Source organism: Paenibacillus sp. ISL-20 (assembly GCF_018613005.1).
Taxonomy (GTDB): Bacteria; Bacillota; Bacilli; order Paenibacillales; family Paenibacillaceae; genus Paenibacillus_AQ.
The window spans coordinates 25,626-40,799 of sequence record NZ_JAGGRD010000016.1 but is presented as its reverse complement, the minus strand read 5'-3'; the positions used below and the strand labels follow the sequence as shown (position 1 = coordinate 40,799).

4 protein-coding genes are annotated in these 15,174 nt (G+C 57.5%); all 4 read right to left on the bottom strand.

The window, feature by feature from the left end; translation table 11 throughout:
* Positions 1-4: 4 nt before the first annotated feature.
* On the bottom strand, positions 5-808 hold the full coding sequence (locus J7E85_RS09845) for a CPBP family intramembrane glutamic endopeptidase (RefSeq protein WP_215157311.1): 804 nt from the start codon (positions 806-808) through the stop codon (positions 5-7).
* Complete coding sequence (locus J7E85_RS09840) at positions 805-1,614, bottom strand: CPBP family intramembrane glutamic endopeptidase (RefSeq protein WP_215157309.1); 810 nt, start codon at positions 1,612-1,614, stop codon at positions 805-807. Before J7E85_RS09840 ends, J7E85_RS09845 begins: the two co-directional genes overlap by 4 nt.
* A gap of 4 nt (positions 1,615-1,618) precedes the next feature.
* Positions 1,619-2,491, bottom strand: a complete 873-nt coding sequence (locus J7E85_RS09835) for a CPBP family intramembrane glutamic endopeptidase (protein ID WP_215157307.1) — start codon at positions 2,489-2,491, stop codon at positions 1,619-1,621.
* Between the two features lie 476 nt (positions 2,492-2,967).
* Positions 2,968-15,147 (bottom strand): non-ribosomal peptide synthetase, encoded by a 12,180-nt coding sequence (locus tag J7E85_RS09830; RefSeq protein ID WP_215157305.1) that lies wholly within the window; start codon positions 15,145-15,147, stop codon positions 2,968-2,970.
* Positions 15,148-15,174: the final 27 nt, after the last annotated feature.

The window sequence follows — 15,174 nt, the reverse complement described above, 5'->3', positions numbered from 1 at the left end:
CCTCCTAGCTAGTAATGGAATTACTGATGACTTGTTCTTTTTCCGCCCTCTCGCCGCTCCGGCGCAGCAGCAGAAACACATGCGCCGCGATGCCGAGTCCGCTGATCAGGGCTAATAATGCAAGCGTACCGGACTGCCAATCGTCCATCCATTGCAGTACGATATACAAGGTACCTGTGCTGCACACATGGGCCGCAAGCGACCCCCAAAGCGAATGCGAGCCGGCGCGAACGGCGCCGTATACGATCGCACCCAGCGCTGCAAATGCGCCAACCGTCATATTCATAAATACCGCACCGAACAATACGGCCTGGAGCAGAACCGTCCACAGAACCGAAAGACGTTGACGCAGCGTATGAAACAGCATTCCTCTGAACAGCCATTCCTCCAGCAAAGACCCCAGCAGCAAGCTGCCGAGCACAAAAATGATCAGGCTACCGCCGGCGACAAAAGCTACTAGATCCGAAATGGCCGGAAAGGTCGACTTTATCCACGGAAGACGGGTAAACGCGGCGATAAACAAGCCGAGCCAGACGCCCGTCCCTGTGGACAGCAGCAACGATCCGCCGCGCGCTGGAACAAACCCCAAATCCTTCAGCGAAATTTTTTGCCAGCGCAGCAGCGGAAGATAGACGGCAAGCACGATGATATTGGATACAATCAGCACAATGCCGGAATTGCCTTTGATCCAATCTTTCAGACCGGGATCACCGACCCAGTTGTAGAGCGCTTGATTGACAAGCATCACAATCGCCGCATAAATGACCAAATATATGACGGTATTTCCCGCTATTCGCAATCCCTTCACGCCGAAGTCACCGCCTCGGAAGGCAGCCGCGCGGAGATCGGAGAGCGATGTTTGACCGCAAGGAATATCCCAACCGTAATCATGGCGGCCGCCACTGCCATCACGATGGACATGACGGTGACGTCCGTCGTCTCCGGCCCGTAATGCCAAAGCAGGTACTGGCTGCCCTGACAGGCAACTTGGGCGGCAATCGGCGCCCAAATGGATTTAAACCAGACATACAAGAGCGCAAATATAACCGCGCCGAGAAAACCGTACAGCGACAGCGGAATGTCTCCGAAAAAGAACAACGTCCCGTACAACACGCCCTGAATCACAATCGCGATCCAAACCGGGAGTACGCGTCTGAACTCATTCATCAGAATGCCTCTGAACAACGTCTCCTTGTAAATATTTCCAAGAATCAGGAAAATCAGAAATACATACCATTCCGCGCGGTTCAAGTAATCAAACAATTCGCGGAACTGGTACTTGTCCGATGCAATGGCGGGAAGACGGGAGAATGCGACCGTAAACAGGCCGGCTCCAAGCCCGATCCATAAAGCGATCGCTACTGATTTGCCGCCCATCACGCGAAACTTAGCCGCCTTAAACAGATTTTCTTTGAATATAAGCCTCCAGGCCAGCAGCATGAGCGGCAAACCCACCATATCGTTCAAAATAATGACGGTTACCGTGTTCTGTTCAAACCACGTGCTTCTGGGGTACACATAATCGAAAAATAATGTCGTTACGGTAAAAAACCATGCAAAATACAGGCCGATAACAACAGCCACGCGAGCCAGCATCATTCCCCACGCCTTCATGCGGTCAGCCCCCCTTTTGTGCTGCTGACGGCATGTCAGCCGTCAGAGCTTGACCGGCGCGTGCGCCGATGCCGCCGCTGCCAGAGGTCCGCCAGACATAAACGGTACCTCCAATCAACGCAGCCAGACAGAGCGCTGTAATAATATACAGCGAAACATCGCCCAGCTTGCCAAACCATTCGTAGAACCCGATGTATTTAAACAGAAAGATTGTGCCCATGGTCGTATTCTGTACCAGAATAGGCGCCCACAGCGACCCGGTGCGCAGATACAGTGACCCGTAAATCAGGCCCGAACCGATGCTGATGACCGAAAGCGCCAGGCTCGGCTGGAAGTAGGCGTATGCTGCGGCTTGCAACACCAGGGCCACATATACCGGCATAACCCTGCGAAGCTCGCTGAAAATGAGACCCCTGAACAATATTTCTTCAAATGCCGGGCCGATCAAACCGGCGCCCAGAATGACATACCAGATCGAATCCCCCCTGATCGTATCGTTGACAAGCATGGGAATGGACGGAAATTGCCGCGCAATATCGTCAATGACGATCAGGCCGATACTGAACAAACTTCCGGCAAGACCCAAGCCAATCATTAACAAGACGCGCGAGGCTTTCAGCCGTTTAAAGCCCGACGCGCGAAACAGATTTTTTCCCGCATGGGGCCATATCCATCCTTTGATACGAAAGATGAGCAAATAAACAAGCGTAATCAACGTGAACAGAACAGCTATAAACATGGCTGGATTGCGATCCAGAAACTTGGCGAAGGACAGCGTCACTTCGTAATTGTAAGTAGAGCGAAGCAGATAGAGCAGCGCATAAAAGACCCCGAGATAAAGAGCGATATTCCCTATCATGTTCAACACTTTTTTCACAGGAAAGCTCCTTTCTTCCTTCGTCAATACGTGTTTAAAAAGTCAGACTTTCAGCGCCGAAGCTTATGCTTCCGATGTGCGTTTTTACAAAACGCTTCAGTTGGATGAAGCCAGGGACGAAAGGAGCGGAGCTACACGTTTTCGTAGAAAGCGACCTCGGAAACATAGGCTTGTTTTGGGTACGTGAGCACCTAAAATGTTTCCGCAGGAAACATGACTTCGTAAGCATCCGCTTAGGCCCGGCTGAATTCAAGATTCGATGCCTAGTAAGCTCCAGTGTTACTTCGTGTTAGATATAGGATTTATAAGTTATCAACGGAGTTGATGAAATTCTATATCGCAAGAAAACCTATCTCTGAATCGCGGTCGCTCAGCCTTGAATTTGCCTCGATTGGTTTTCTTATCAAAGGGGAACTTTTTAAACAACCTCTGTCAGATGTATTCTCAGGGGCAGGCGCAGCCCGGCTTGGCCCATGCTACGCCCCCGATTCGGCGCTACCTGTTGCGGCGCGATATTGCTCGACCACGCTCGACAGCAGCTCCAGATAAGCGGAAGCCCAATCCAGCACCGCCTCCTTGCCCAGGCGCCGGGCGTTGTACGTCCATACCCCGCCAAGCTCTGGCACTTCCGCCCCGCGTTGTGCGGCGGCAGCACCACTCATATACAACACAACATCGAATTGTTCCAATAGCTCCTCCCGCTCCTTGAACCCGTGCTGCGCTGCTCCTGCAAATAACGGGAACAAGGCAAATCCGGCTTCGACTTGCGGCTGCTTTCTGATTTGCCGAGAGGTATAACATTCTCCCGCGTTCACCCGTTTGGCAGCATACCGCATCAGCGTATCGAAATCGCGCACCTCTCCAAAGTCGATTTCCTTCGGAGCAATCAGCCCGTTGTCCGTCATTGCCGGAAGTACTAGCCGGCCCATGCCGGACTCGCCGCGCCAGAAGTATAGATATACGGCATACGCCGCGGCTTCGACCGTTACCGAGCGGGATGCCGCAAGTTCCGTAAGTCCTTCCGCAACGATCGTGTCCAGTTGGAACTGAACGCTGCCGATACGCTCCGCGGCATAACCATTGCAGACGCAGTCGTCTGCCACCGGCAAACCGCTCCAGCTCCAGCTCGCGAGCTCGCGATTTCTCGACTCCAGATAAGCCGCAAGCGATGCGATCGTCGGGTAGGTGAACAAATCCGTTACACCGAGGGCACCGGGATACAACTCCTCCAGCCGTTGATGCGCCCGTACCAGCAGCAGCGATTCTCCCCCGACATCGAAGAAACGATGATGGATGCTGAAGTCATCTCTTTGCAGGATTTCGCGCCATACAGCTGCGATAGCCAGTTCGATATCGCTTGCCGCTTCAACAAACGGAGTGACGCTGTCCGCCGCCCGTTCTGGTTCCGGCAGCGCCTTCCGGTCGATTTTGCCGTTTGGAGACAGGGGCATGGCTGGTAGTTCCACCACGGCCTGCGGAACCATATAATCCGGCAGGCGCAGCGCTGCAAAATCCCGCAGTTCCTGATGGTCCACATGTTTGGAGCAAACGATGTACGCGCATAAATATTCGCTTCCGCTTGCGGCGTCCTGCTTCATGACCAGCGCTTCCGAAACCGCCGGATGACCGAGCAGCACATGCTCGATTTCCCCGCATTCGATGCGCTGGCCCCTTATTTTTACCTGATGGTCGATTCGGCCCAAATATTCGATCGTTCCGTCAGGCAGCCATCTGGCAAGGTCTCCTGTCCGATACATCAGACTGCCCGCCGCAAACGGATTATCGACGAACTTTTCTTCCGTTAAATCGGGCCGGCCGATATAACCCCGCGCCAGACCCGCACCGGATATGCACAGTTCCCCGGCAATGCCGACAGGCTGGAGCTTCATCGATTCGTTCACGATATAAAGCGAGATGTTGTCGATCGGTTTGCCAATCGGTACATTGATCGAAATATCGTTGATCGGAATATCGCCGTCAGAGCAATCGTAATAGGAAACGTCAACCGTCGCCTCGGTCGGGCCGTACAAGTTCACAAGCCTGGCATCGAACGGAACTCCGATCCGCTCGCGGAACCGCCGCACCTGATCCGTAATCAGTGCTTCGCCGCTGGTGAACACATGCCTCAGGCTCTCCAGTCCGGCATCGCCGCGCAGCAAGCCGGGATGCTCCAGGAACAGGTGCAGCATGGACGGCACAAAATGCATCGTCGTTACGCTATGCCGCGCTATCGTATCCATCATTAGCTCAGGGTCCTTTTCGCCGCCCGGAGGCAGCAGGACCAGCTTGGCTCCCGCAAAGCTCCACCAGAACAGCTCCCAGACCGATACATCGAAGGTAATCGGCGTTTTCTGCATAATGACTCCGCTTGCGTCCAGTCCGTATTGCTTCTGCATCCAGCCAATCCGGTTGACGACGGAATGATGCTCGATCATAACGCCTTTCGGCTGCCCGGTCGATCCTGAAGTATACAGCACATAAGCAAGCGAACGTGAATCATGCAGCTTCTCCACGGGGAAGTCGTCCCGCTCCTGCGCCAGCGCCTCATGAACGTCCATAAATGGTAAAAACGTCTCCAGCCCTTCAGGGGCTTTGCCCTTCGTCAAGACAAGCTTGGCTCCGGAATTGTCCAGCATGTAGCGGATTCGTTCCGGCGGCAAGCCCGGCGCAACAGGCACATAAGCTCCGCCCGCCTTCAGCACGCCAAAGATTGCAATCATCATCTCCAGGCTGCGATCCATCACGACGGCCACGCGCTCCTCGCGCTTGATGCCTTGCTTTCTGAGCGCCTGCGCCAGCCGGTTCGACCTCCGGTTCATTTCCGCATAGGTCAACGCTCCGTCCTCCGCCGCAACCGCAACGGCCTGCGGCGTTTCCACCGCTTGTCTTTCGAGGTAAACCTCTACCGTATCGCCGCTTGCATACGGCGCGGCCGTGCGATTGAACGCTTCGCTCTGCTTCTCTGCCTCTGCGGCTCCCTGCAGCCCGATCCCTCCGAGCGGTCGCCCCGGCTCCGCCAGTGCAAGGCCGACAATACGGAAATACCATTCCGCCATTCTGCGTATGCTGTCTTCCTTAAACAGCGCCGTCGCATATTCGATTGTCAAAGCTGCGCCTTTTGCGCCCTGATCCGTAATCTCAAACGTCATGTCCAGCTTCGATACGCGATTGTCCGGAACTTGCACCTCGAATTGCAAGGCGTCCGCCGCCGTCTGTCCGGTCTCCATATGCTGCATGACAAACACCGTGTCAAACAGCGGATTGCGGCTCAGATCGCGCGGCACATCCAGCATCGTCACCATATGCTCAAACGGGAGCAAGCCGTTGTCCAGCGCCGAAAGCGCAGTTTCTTTGAGCTGCTCGGCGAACGCTCTGAACGGCAGTTCGCCGGATGGCTGGCTTCGAATCGGCAGTGTATTGACAAACATGCCGACCAGAGACTCGGTTGCGGGATGGAAGCGACCGGATATCGCCGTGCCGACAATAAGATCGTCTTGCCCCGTCATCAGATGCAATAACGTATGGTAGGCGGCAAGCCAGATATGGAATGGCGTAACGCCCCATTGCTCCGCCGCCGCCGAGATCCCCTCCGCAAGCTCCACCGGAATCGGCAGCGCAAGTTTGGCGCCTTCGAAGCTTTGTTCAGGCGGACGGGGATAATCGGTCGGCAACTGCAGCACAGGAAGCGTACCCGCTAGCTGGAAAGCCCAATATTGCTCTTGCTGCTCTCTCGCCTCCGAAGCCATCCACTCCTGCTGCCAAACGGCGGCATCCTTATAGTGAATGGGCAGCGGCTGCAAGGAGCCGCCGCGATACAGCTGCTCGAAATCGCGCGCCATCACGTTCATGGACACGCCGTCGGCGACGATGTGGTGAATGTCCAGTAGCAGTGTATGCCGACTTTCGCCGTCCGTCGCGAGAAACGCCCGAATTAACGGAGCCTTTCGCAAATCGAACGGGCGGACGACCGCGCGAGCAAATGTATTCAAGTCCGCCGCATCCATCAAGGCATGCACGGCGAGTTCAAACGAAACCGGCTCATGGACATGCTGCACCGGCTTTCCGTCTGCCCAGTCAAAGCTGGTGCGCAGCGGTTCATGGCGGTCAATCAGCCCTTGAATCGCCTCGCGAAGCCTGTCCTGATCAAGCTTACCCGTCAGGTTCAGAGCGAGCGGGAGATTGTAGGCCGTGCTGCCCTGATAAAGCTGCTGCAGCACAAACAGCCTGTTCTGCGCGAGCGACAACGGGTAGAACGGCCGGCTTTCCGCCCGGGCAATAACCGCGGCCCGCTTGGGAGCCGCGTTGTCGATGCGGGTCGCCATTTCTCGCAGCAGGGGAGCGTCGAACACATCCTTCATAGCAAACGCCGCTCCATAACGCTGTTCGATCAAGCCCGCAAGCTGCGCGGCTCGCAAGGAATGGCCGCCCATTTGGAAGAAATGGGCTTCTCTCCCGATCGCCGCCGGGTCGCCCGGGTCGCCCGGCTCGCTTGCGGCCAGACCGAGAACCTCTCGCCAAAGCTCGGCCAGCCGCTGCTCCGTCGGCGTATTCGGCGCCTCGCCGCCTGCCGCAGCTTCAGCGAACCGGGGCTGCGGCAGGCGGCTGCGGTCGGCTTTGCCGCTCGGGCTTAGCGGAAACGCTTCCATAGCAATAAAATACGAAGGAATCATATACTCCGGCAGCAGTTCCTTAAGTGTGGCCCGAAGGCTCGCTTCCTCCGGCGCCTCCCCTTCCGCTGTCACTAGATATGCGCAAAGAGCTGGCTCTCCCGCATGGTCCGTCACTGCCGTCACCACGGCATCGCGAACTTCCGCCTGTAAGAGCAGTGCGTGCTCGATCTCGCCGCATTCGATGCGGAGACCGCGCAGCTTGACCTGATGGTCAAAGCGTCCCAAATATTCAATATTACCGTCCGGTAGCCACCTTGCGCGATCGCCAGTACGGTACAGCTTCTCTCCTGCGGCAAACGGATTCGGAACAAAGCTTTGCTCCGTCAAATCCGGCCTGTTGCGATATCCGCGCGCAAGACCGGCACCCGCGATGCACAGCTCGCCGGACACGCCGATCGGCTGCGGTCTCATCCGCTCGTCCACAATGTAGAGCCGGATGTTATGGATCGGCTTGCCGATCGGAATCGTACCCGCTCCAGCGTCGGGGCAATCGTAATAGCTGACATCGACCGTCGCTTCCGTCGGGCCGTACAGATTAATGAGCCGGCATTGGCCGCCGCCGCGTTCCATCAGGCTGTAAAAACCTGCGACATGCGCGGGCTTGAGCGCTTCGCCGCTCGTAAATACGTATCGCAGGGAACAAAGCTCCCCGCCTCTGCCGCTTTCCGCCGCATAGGGTAAAAAGACACCCAGCATGGACGGCACAAAATGCACAACCGTAACCGCCTGCTCCTTAATCGTGCGCAGCATGGAGGGCGGCTCCTTCTCCCCGCCGGGCTCTAGCAAATAAAGCGAAGCGCCGGCAAAGCTCCACCAGAACAGCTCCCATACGGAAACGTCGAACGTAATCGGCGTTTTTTGCAAAATAACGTCACGCTCATTCAGCGGATAAGCCGTCTGCATCCAGTTCAGCCGGTTGATCGCGGCGCGGTGCTCCACCATAACGCCTTTGGGTTTGCCGGTGGAGCCTGACGTATAAATGACATACGCCAAATGCTCGGGGCCCGCTTGAGGCGACAGGTCCGTTTCTTCTTCACCCTTTGGCAGCTCCGATTCGGCGGCAGCCGCAAGCGCGTCCAGATCGATCGTTTCTCCCTGGAAGGCCGGGAGCGTATGAATCCACTTGGCCCCCGTCAGAAGCAGCCTGGCCCCGCTATCCTCCAGAATGCTGCGGATCCGCTCGGGCGGATGCTCCGGGTCGATCGGTAAATAGGCCCCTCCCGCCTTGAGCACCGCCATGATCGCAATCATCATGGACAACGAGCGCTGAGCGGCGATCGGCACAATCGTGTCGATTGCAACCCCCTTGCCTCTTAGCACGGCAGCCATGCGTTCGGCGCGGTCATTCAGCTCCCCATATGTCAGCGAACCTTCGGCCGACCGCACAGCCGGGAGGTCCGGCCACCGCCGGGCGGACTCGGCGAACCACCCGTGAATCGTCTTCTCCGCCGGGTACGGATGTCCCGTATCATTCCATGTTGCAAAGGCGGCTTCTTCGGCAGGTGTCGCCATTGCGACGTCGCCACAGATCAGGTCGGGGCTGGCAGCCATTTGCTCCAAAATGTAAAGCAGCCGCGCCGCCAACCGCTCCATCGTACCTTTATAGAACAATCCGGTATTATACTCCAGCTCCGCCCGCAGACCGCCTTCGCCATCGCTGTACAGATCGAGCTTGAAGTCCAGCTTGGATGTTCCGTGGCTGACGGGCAAAGGCTCCATGCTCCAGCCGTTGCCGCGCGCCAACAGCTTCTCGTCTTCAAACTGGTTGTGAACGATCAGCATCGTATCGAACAGCGGGTTACGCGACGGGTCATGGGGATCCCGGGCCACTTCCATCAAGTGCTCGAAGCTGACATCGCCATGCTCGTATGCGGCAAGCAAGCGCCCATGGGTCTCGCCGACAAACGCCAGGATTGGCAGTTCGTCCGCCACACGCATCCGAATCGGCAAAAACTGGTTGAACATGCCGATCATCCGGGCCGTGTCCGGATGCGTCCGGCCTGCCGCCAAAGAACCGATTGCAAATTCCGACTGATGCGTCGTTCCCTTGAGCAACAGCGCGTAAGCCGCAAAAAGCAGGCTGTTCATGCTCGCTCTGGCGCTTGCGGCCGTCTCTTTCAGCCGTGCGGCGAGTACCGCCGGAATATGGAAGGTATACGTATCGCCCGCAAATGTTTGACGGTCGCCACGCGGCCGATCCAGCGCCATATCAAGCGGCGCCAGCGGCTCTGCAAGCTGCTCCGTCCAAAACGCTCGGCTTGCCCTGGCCCGCTCCGAGCCAGAATGTCGCTCCTGCCAAACGGCATAATCCTTGTAATGCAGAGCCGGTGACGCAAGTTCCGCGCCGTCGATCAAAGCGGTCAACTCCTCCAGCAGCAGCTTGACGGATATGCCGTCCGCCGCGATATGGTGGATGTTGAGCAGCAGATAGGCCTCCGCTCCTTCCGATTCGGGCCGGCAATAACATGCGGCGAGCTGCGGCGCTGCGGCAAGTTCAAGCGGACGGAAAAACTCGTTCAAGCATTCCGGCAGCGTCGTCTCCGCGAGCTCCGCCGTTTGCAGAACAAAGGCGGCCGTATCGTGCACGATCTGGGCCGGAACGCCGTCGATCCAATGATAGGAGGTCCGCAGCGGCTCATGCCGTTCGATCAACTTCCGAAGCGCTGGCCCGATTCTGGTCTCACCCACCGCACCCGACAGTTGAAGCGCAAGCGGAATATGGTAGGTTAGTCCGATATCAGCCATGCTTTCCGCCAAAAACATGCGCCGCTGCGGCGGGCTGAGCGGATAGGATGCGGCTTTCGGCGCGTCCGCAACAGGTTCGTACGCTTCCTTGGCAGCCCTGTCGATCCAGGCCGCCTGCTCTCTGACTGTCGGCAGCTTGAAAATTTCCTGAAGCGGCATGCGCACCCGGCAATGCTTGTAGATGGCCGAGGTCAATGCAGCCGCCTTCAGGGAATGGCCGCCATGCTCAAAGAAGTGGTCAAGCGCGCCAACCTGCCCCGCATGAAGCACTTCTTGCCACAATCCTGCGACAATAATCTCCGTATCTGTGGCGGGCGCTTCATATGAGACCACGCGCTCCGGCGCAGGCAGACGTTTTTTGTCCACCTTGCCGCTCGCGTTCAGCGGCAGCTTCTCCAACTGCACAAACGCAGCGGGAATCATAAATGCCGGCAGCTTGCCTGTCAGTTGGCTCCGAACGCTTGCCTGCCCTTCGGTTTGCTCCGCAACGATATAAGCGCATAAATACGGCGCGCCGTCATTCTCGATCAGCGCCACAAACGCTTCCTTGACGCCCTCGCAATCCAGCAGCCTGCATTCGATTTCGCCCAATTCAATCCGGTAACCCCGCAGCTTGACCTGGCTGTCGATCCGGTCCAGAAACTCCAAATTTCCGTCAGGCAAGCGGCGCACCAGGTCGCCGGTTCCGTACACGGTTTCGCCTTCCCGGAACGGATGCGGCCGGAACTTTGAAGCGGTCTGCTCCGGCAAATTCACATAGCCGGATGCGACACCGTCTCCCGCAATCCACAGCTCGCCCGGCACCCAGTCCGGCTGCAATCGGCCCTGCTCGTTAAGCACCAGCGTTTCCGAACGCGCGATCGGCGTACCGATCGGCACGGTGGCCGTTCCTTGTCCGTCCCATGTCTCCGTGACCCTGTAACAGGTAGCGAACACCGTCGTTTCCGTAGGGCCGTAGACATGCAGCAGCACGCCCGGTCCATGCGCGCGGAGCGCTTTGCGGATATGCGGCACGGAAGCCCGTTCACCGCCAAATAAAATATGGCGCAGGCCGCGCAGCGACTCCAGCCCATGATCGACCAGCGTATTAAACAGTGCCGTCGTCACAAAGAATACGGTAATGCCTCTGCCCTCAATCAGCTCGGACAGCCGCACAACGTCGGCAACCTCTTCCTCGCCGACCAGCGTCAGCTTCGCGCCGTTCAACAGCGCTCCGTACAAATCGAACGTTGAACCGTCAAAGGCGTAGTTGGAAAGCTGCAACAGCGCATCGTTTTTCGAAATGCTTACATAATCGGTATGAACGGCAATCCGGGACACATTGCGATGCGTGGTCCTAATCCCTTTCGGCTTGCCCGTCGAGCCGGACGTGTACATGATATAAGCGAGATCATCCGCCGAACCGTCGATGTCCAGATCATGGACGGACTCGCCCGCCCATTTCGTATCGAGTCCATCTATGTCGACGACATCTATGCTGTCTCCGGCAAGCCGTGCGCCCATCTCCATCGTCGCAGCCGCAGCCACGATCGCCCGCGCTTCCGTATCCTGCAGCATAAACAAAATCCGCTCTTCGGGATATTGCGGATCGATCGGCACATAGACGGCTCCTGCTTTCAGCACAGCTAATATCGCCGCAACCATATCGGGTGAGCGCAAGAGCAGCAGCGCCACCTTCGCCCCCGGCGCGATGCCGCGACGCGCAAGCGCGCGCGCGAACTGGTTGGCACGTTCGTTCAGCTCTCTGTAGGTATACGCCCGCTCGCCCATTTCAACGGCAATTTGCAGCGGTGTCTCCACAGCTTGCCGCTCAAAAAGCCTGTGCAGCGACAGCTCCTGCCGCGGTGCGGCGAATGAACGGCCAAGCCGGAGCAGCCGTTCCCGCTCCTCTGCATCGACTGGATCAAGCTCGCCAAGCGCCGCATGCGGCTGCGCGGCGACTGCCCGGGCCAGCGTTATATAATGCCGGGCCAATTGCGCGGCGGCCCGCTCATCGTACAAATCCAGCGCGTACTCCAGCGTAAATTGGATATTAACGCCGTTATCCGCGCACTCCCAAGTCAGGTCGAACTTGGCCGAACCACTGTCCATTGCTTGGGGCGTATAAACGACATCCTTGCCCCGCCATTCTGGAAGCTCCATATTTTGCAGCGTAAACACCGAATCGAACAGCGGATTCCGCCCGTATTCCCGTTTCACATTCGCCAGCTCGGCTATTTCTTCATAAGGCACATCCCCGTTGCCGATAGCCGCCAGTGCCTCCCCATTGACCTGCTTCAGCCATTGATCGAAGCGCAAACCGCTTTGCCTGCGCAGGCGGATCGGAACCATGTTGACGAACATCCCGACCACGCTTTGCAGCTCCGGCCTCATCCGTCTCGCGGCTGCCGTACCGACAACGATGTCGGATTCGCCCGTATATTTCGCAAGCAGTGTATAATAAATCGAAAGCAGGACGGTGTATAACGTTACGCCCTCGCGTCTAGCCAACGCCCGCAGCGATCCGGCAAGCTCCGGCTCCAGCTCAAAGCGCTCAATTGCCCCGCGATAGCTTGGCGTTTGCGGCCTTGGACGGGGGGATGGAAGCGCCGGAGACGGCACGCCATCCCGAAAGATTTCGCGCCAATAAAGCTTCTGATGCTCCAGCCAGCCGCCGCTTCGGCCCGCTTCCACCCACAGCGCTATATCCCCGCCATGAATGGACAATGGCTCGGGAGGGTTCCCCTCGTAAAACCTCGTAAGATCGGACATCAAAATGCCCATCGACGTTCCGTCCGTAATGATATGATGCATATCCAGCAGCAGTACGCTTGACTCGTGCTCCAGGCGCACAAGCTCCATGCGCAGCAGCGGCGCTTGCTCCAGACGAAATGGTTGCAGGAAGCTACGCTGCCGCAACGCCAGCGCAGACGCCGGCCAGCCACTTCCATCAACGACGGCAAGCGGCGGCTCGACCGCCTGCTCGATGCGCTGCATCACATTGCCATCTTCCATATAAAAGGACGACCGCAGCGCCGGATGCCGCTCTATCAGCGCCCGCCACGCAGTGCGGAATCGTTCGATATCGAGCGGGCCCTTCACCTGGACCGCAAACGGCAGATTGTAGCCCAGCAGCCCTGGATTCAGCTCTTCCAAAATGAACAGCCGCTTTTGCGCCGAGGTCGCCGGATAAACCGTCCGCTCCTCCGCTTTGGCCACCAGCGGAGGAGCGGCGGTTGCAGTTCCTTCCCCCTCCTTCACCTTTTGCCCCAGCAAAGCGGCCAGCGAACTCACCGTATCATGCAAAAACAGCTCGGTAAGCGTAAGCTCGACGCCAAACGTCTCTTGCAGCCTGGCGGCGGCGTAAGCCGCCTTAAGCGAATTGCCTCCTTGCTCGAGAAAGCCGTCCTTCCGGCCTATGTAATCCTTTTTCAACACCTCGCGCCAGATGGACATAATCCGCTCTTCCGTCTCCGTGGCTGGCTCCAAGCCGACATCCTCGCGCAAGGCATCTCCGCCTTCCGCATCATGCCGCTCTAACGCGGTCGCCGCTTCCAGCTCCGCCAACTCGGCAAGCGCTTCGGCAAACTCACCTTCGCGCAGCGCTTCCGCCAATACGTAGCGCCTGATTTTGCCGGAGGTCGTTTTCGGAATTCGCCGAACGGGGACAACAAAAGCAACGTCCAGACCGGCCGATCCGTTCAGCAGTTTTTTCACCTCGACCATCAGCGGTACAAATCCACCGGTCTTGCCGCGATGTTGAATAAAAACGGCGATCGCATCCCGTTTGGTCGTCGCATCCTGAACGGCGGCAATCGCTGTTTTCCCGATTTCGGCCCCTTTCAGGCAGCTGATCAACGCCTCCAGGTCATGCGGATACACATTTTGCCCGTTGACGAAAATGACGTCCTTCATGCGGCCCGTCACATATAAACGCCCTTCCAGCAAGAAACCCAAATCTCCTGTATTCAGCCAGCCGTCCGGGGAAATCGTCTGCTTGTTTGCATCGGGCCGCTTATAGTAGCCGCTTGTAACGTTGCGCCCTCTAATATGAATCAAGCCTACGCTGCCTGCTGCCGAAAGGTTTCCCGCTTCGTCGCAAATGCGCACCTCGCACTCTTGTACGGGGAAACCCAGCTCGACGATCTCGATCGCGGCATGATCCCCGTGCGCGGCCATTCGTACAGGCTGTCCGACAGTGAGCGATTGGCGTTCAAGCAGGGCAGTGTTCAGGTGATCTTCCGTCCCCGGGAACGTCACGGCCAGACTCGCTTCCGCAAGCCCGTATACCGGGAAAATGCAATTTCCCTTTAACCCGTACGGCTTCATCGCCTCCAGAAAATCACGGCAATGGGGTGCCGATATCGGTTCGGCCCCGTTAAAAATCAGCCTGACGCAAGACAAATCCCAATCGTCCGCTCCTTCCGGCTTCCAATGCTGCAGAAAATGCACATAACCGAAATTCGGTGAAGAGAGGCATGTCACCCGATGCTTATGCGTTAATTCCAGCCATTTCATCGGATGAAGCACAAACGTCGAGGTCGGCAGATGCAGCTGATTCATGCCGCAAAACAGCGGCGAAAGATGAAACCCAATGAGTCCCATATCATGCGTCAGCGGCAGCCAGCTTAGCGAAGAATCCCTCTCCGTCGACTGCGCCCCAAGGATAATGGCGCGCATGTTCGACAAAAGATTGCCGTGCGTCAGCACGACCCCCTTCGGATCTCCGGTAGAACCCGATGTAAACTGGATGAATGCGGTGTCCGTCTCGGCAGCGTCATATGGCTCAGCCTCGGGCCGGCCTGCATCCGCAGCCGCCGCAAATATCTCCGTAACCGGCACGCTGCCAGACTCGAGCTGGGCCAGCGCCTCAGACTCCCCGTGCTTCAAAACGTAGCTTTGAATTCCCGGCCAAAGCTCTTCATCACAGAGCAATCTCGGCGCTTCCAACTGCTTGCATACCTGGATCAGCTTTTTGCGTCCTTCGTCCGTACGCGCCGCCGTCACAGGTACAGGGACAATGCCGCCGAGCACGCAAGCCCAGAATAGAAGGATAAACCGTTCGTTATCTTCCGTCTGCATGACGGCAAAGTCGCCCGGCACAAGGCCCTGCTCGCGCAGCAGATGGAGCGCCCTTCCGGCCAATGCAAGTAATTGGCCATACGACAAGTAGCGCTCCTGACCGCTTTCGCAAAATAAAATTCCCGCATCGTTTTCCTTGCGCGCCAGCAATACGCCGGACAAATTACGAATGGTTCTCATCGTGGGCAGCCCTCCGTTCTGTTCTTT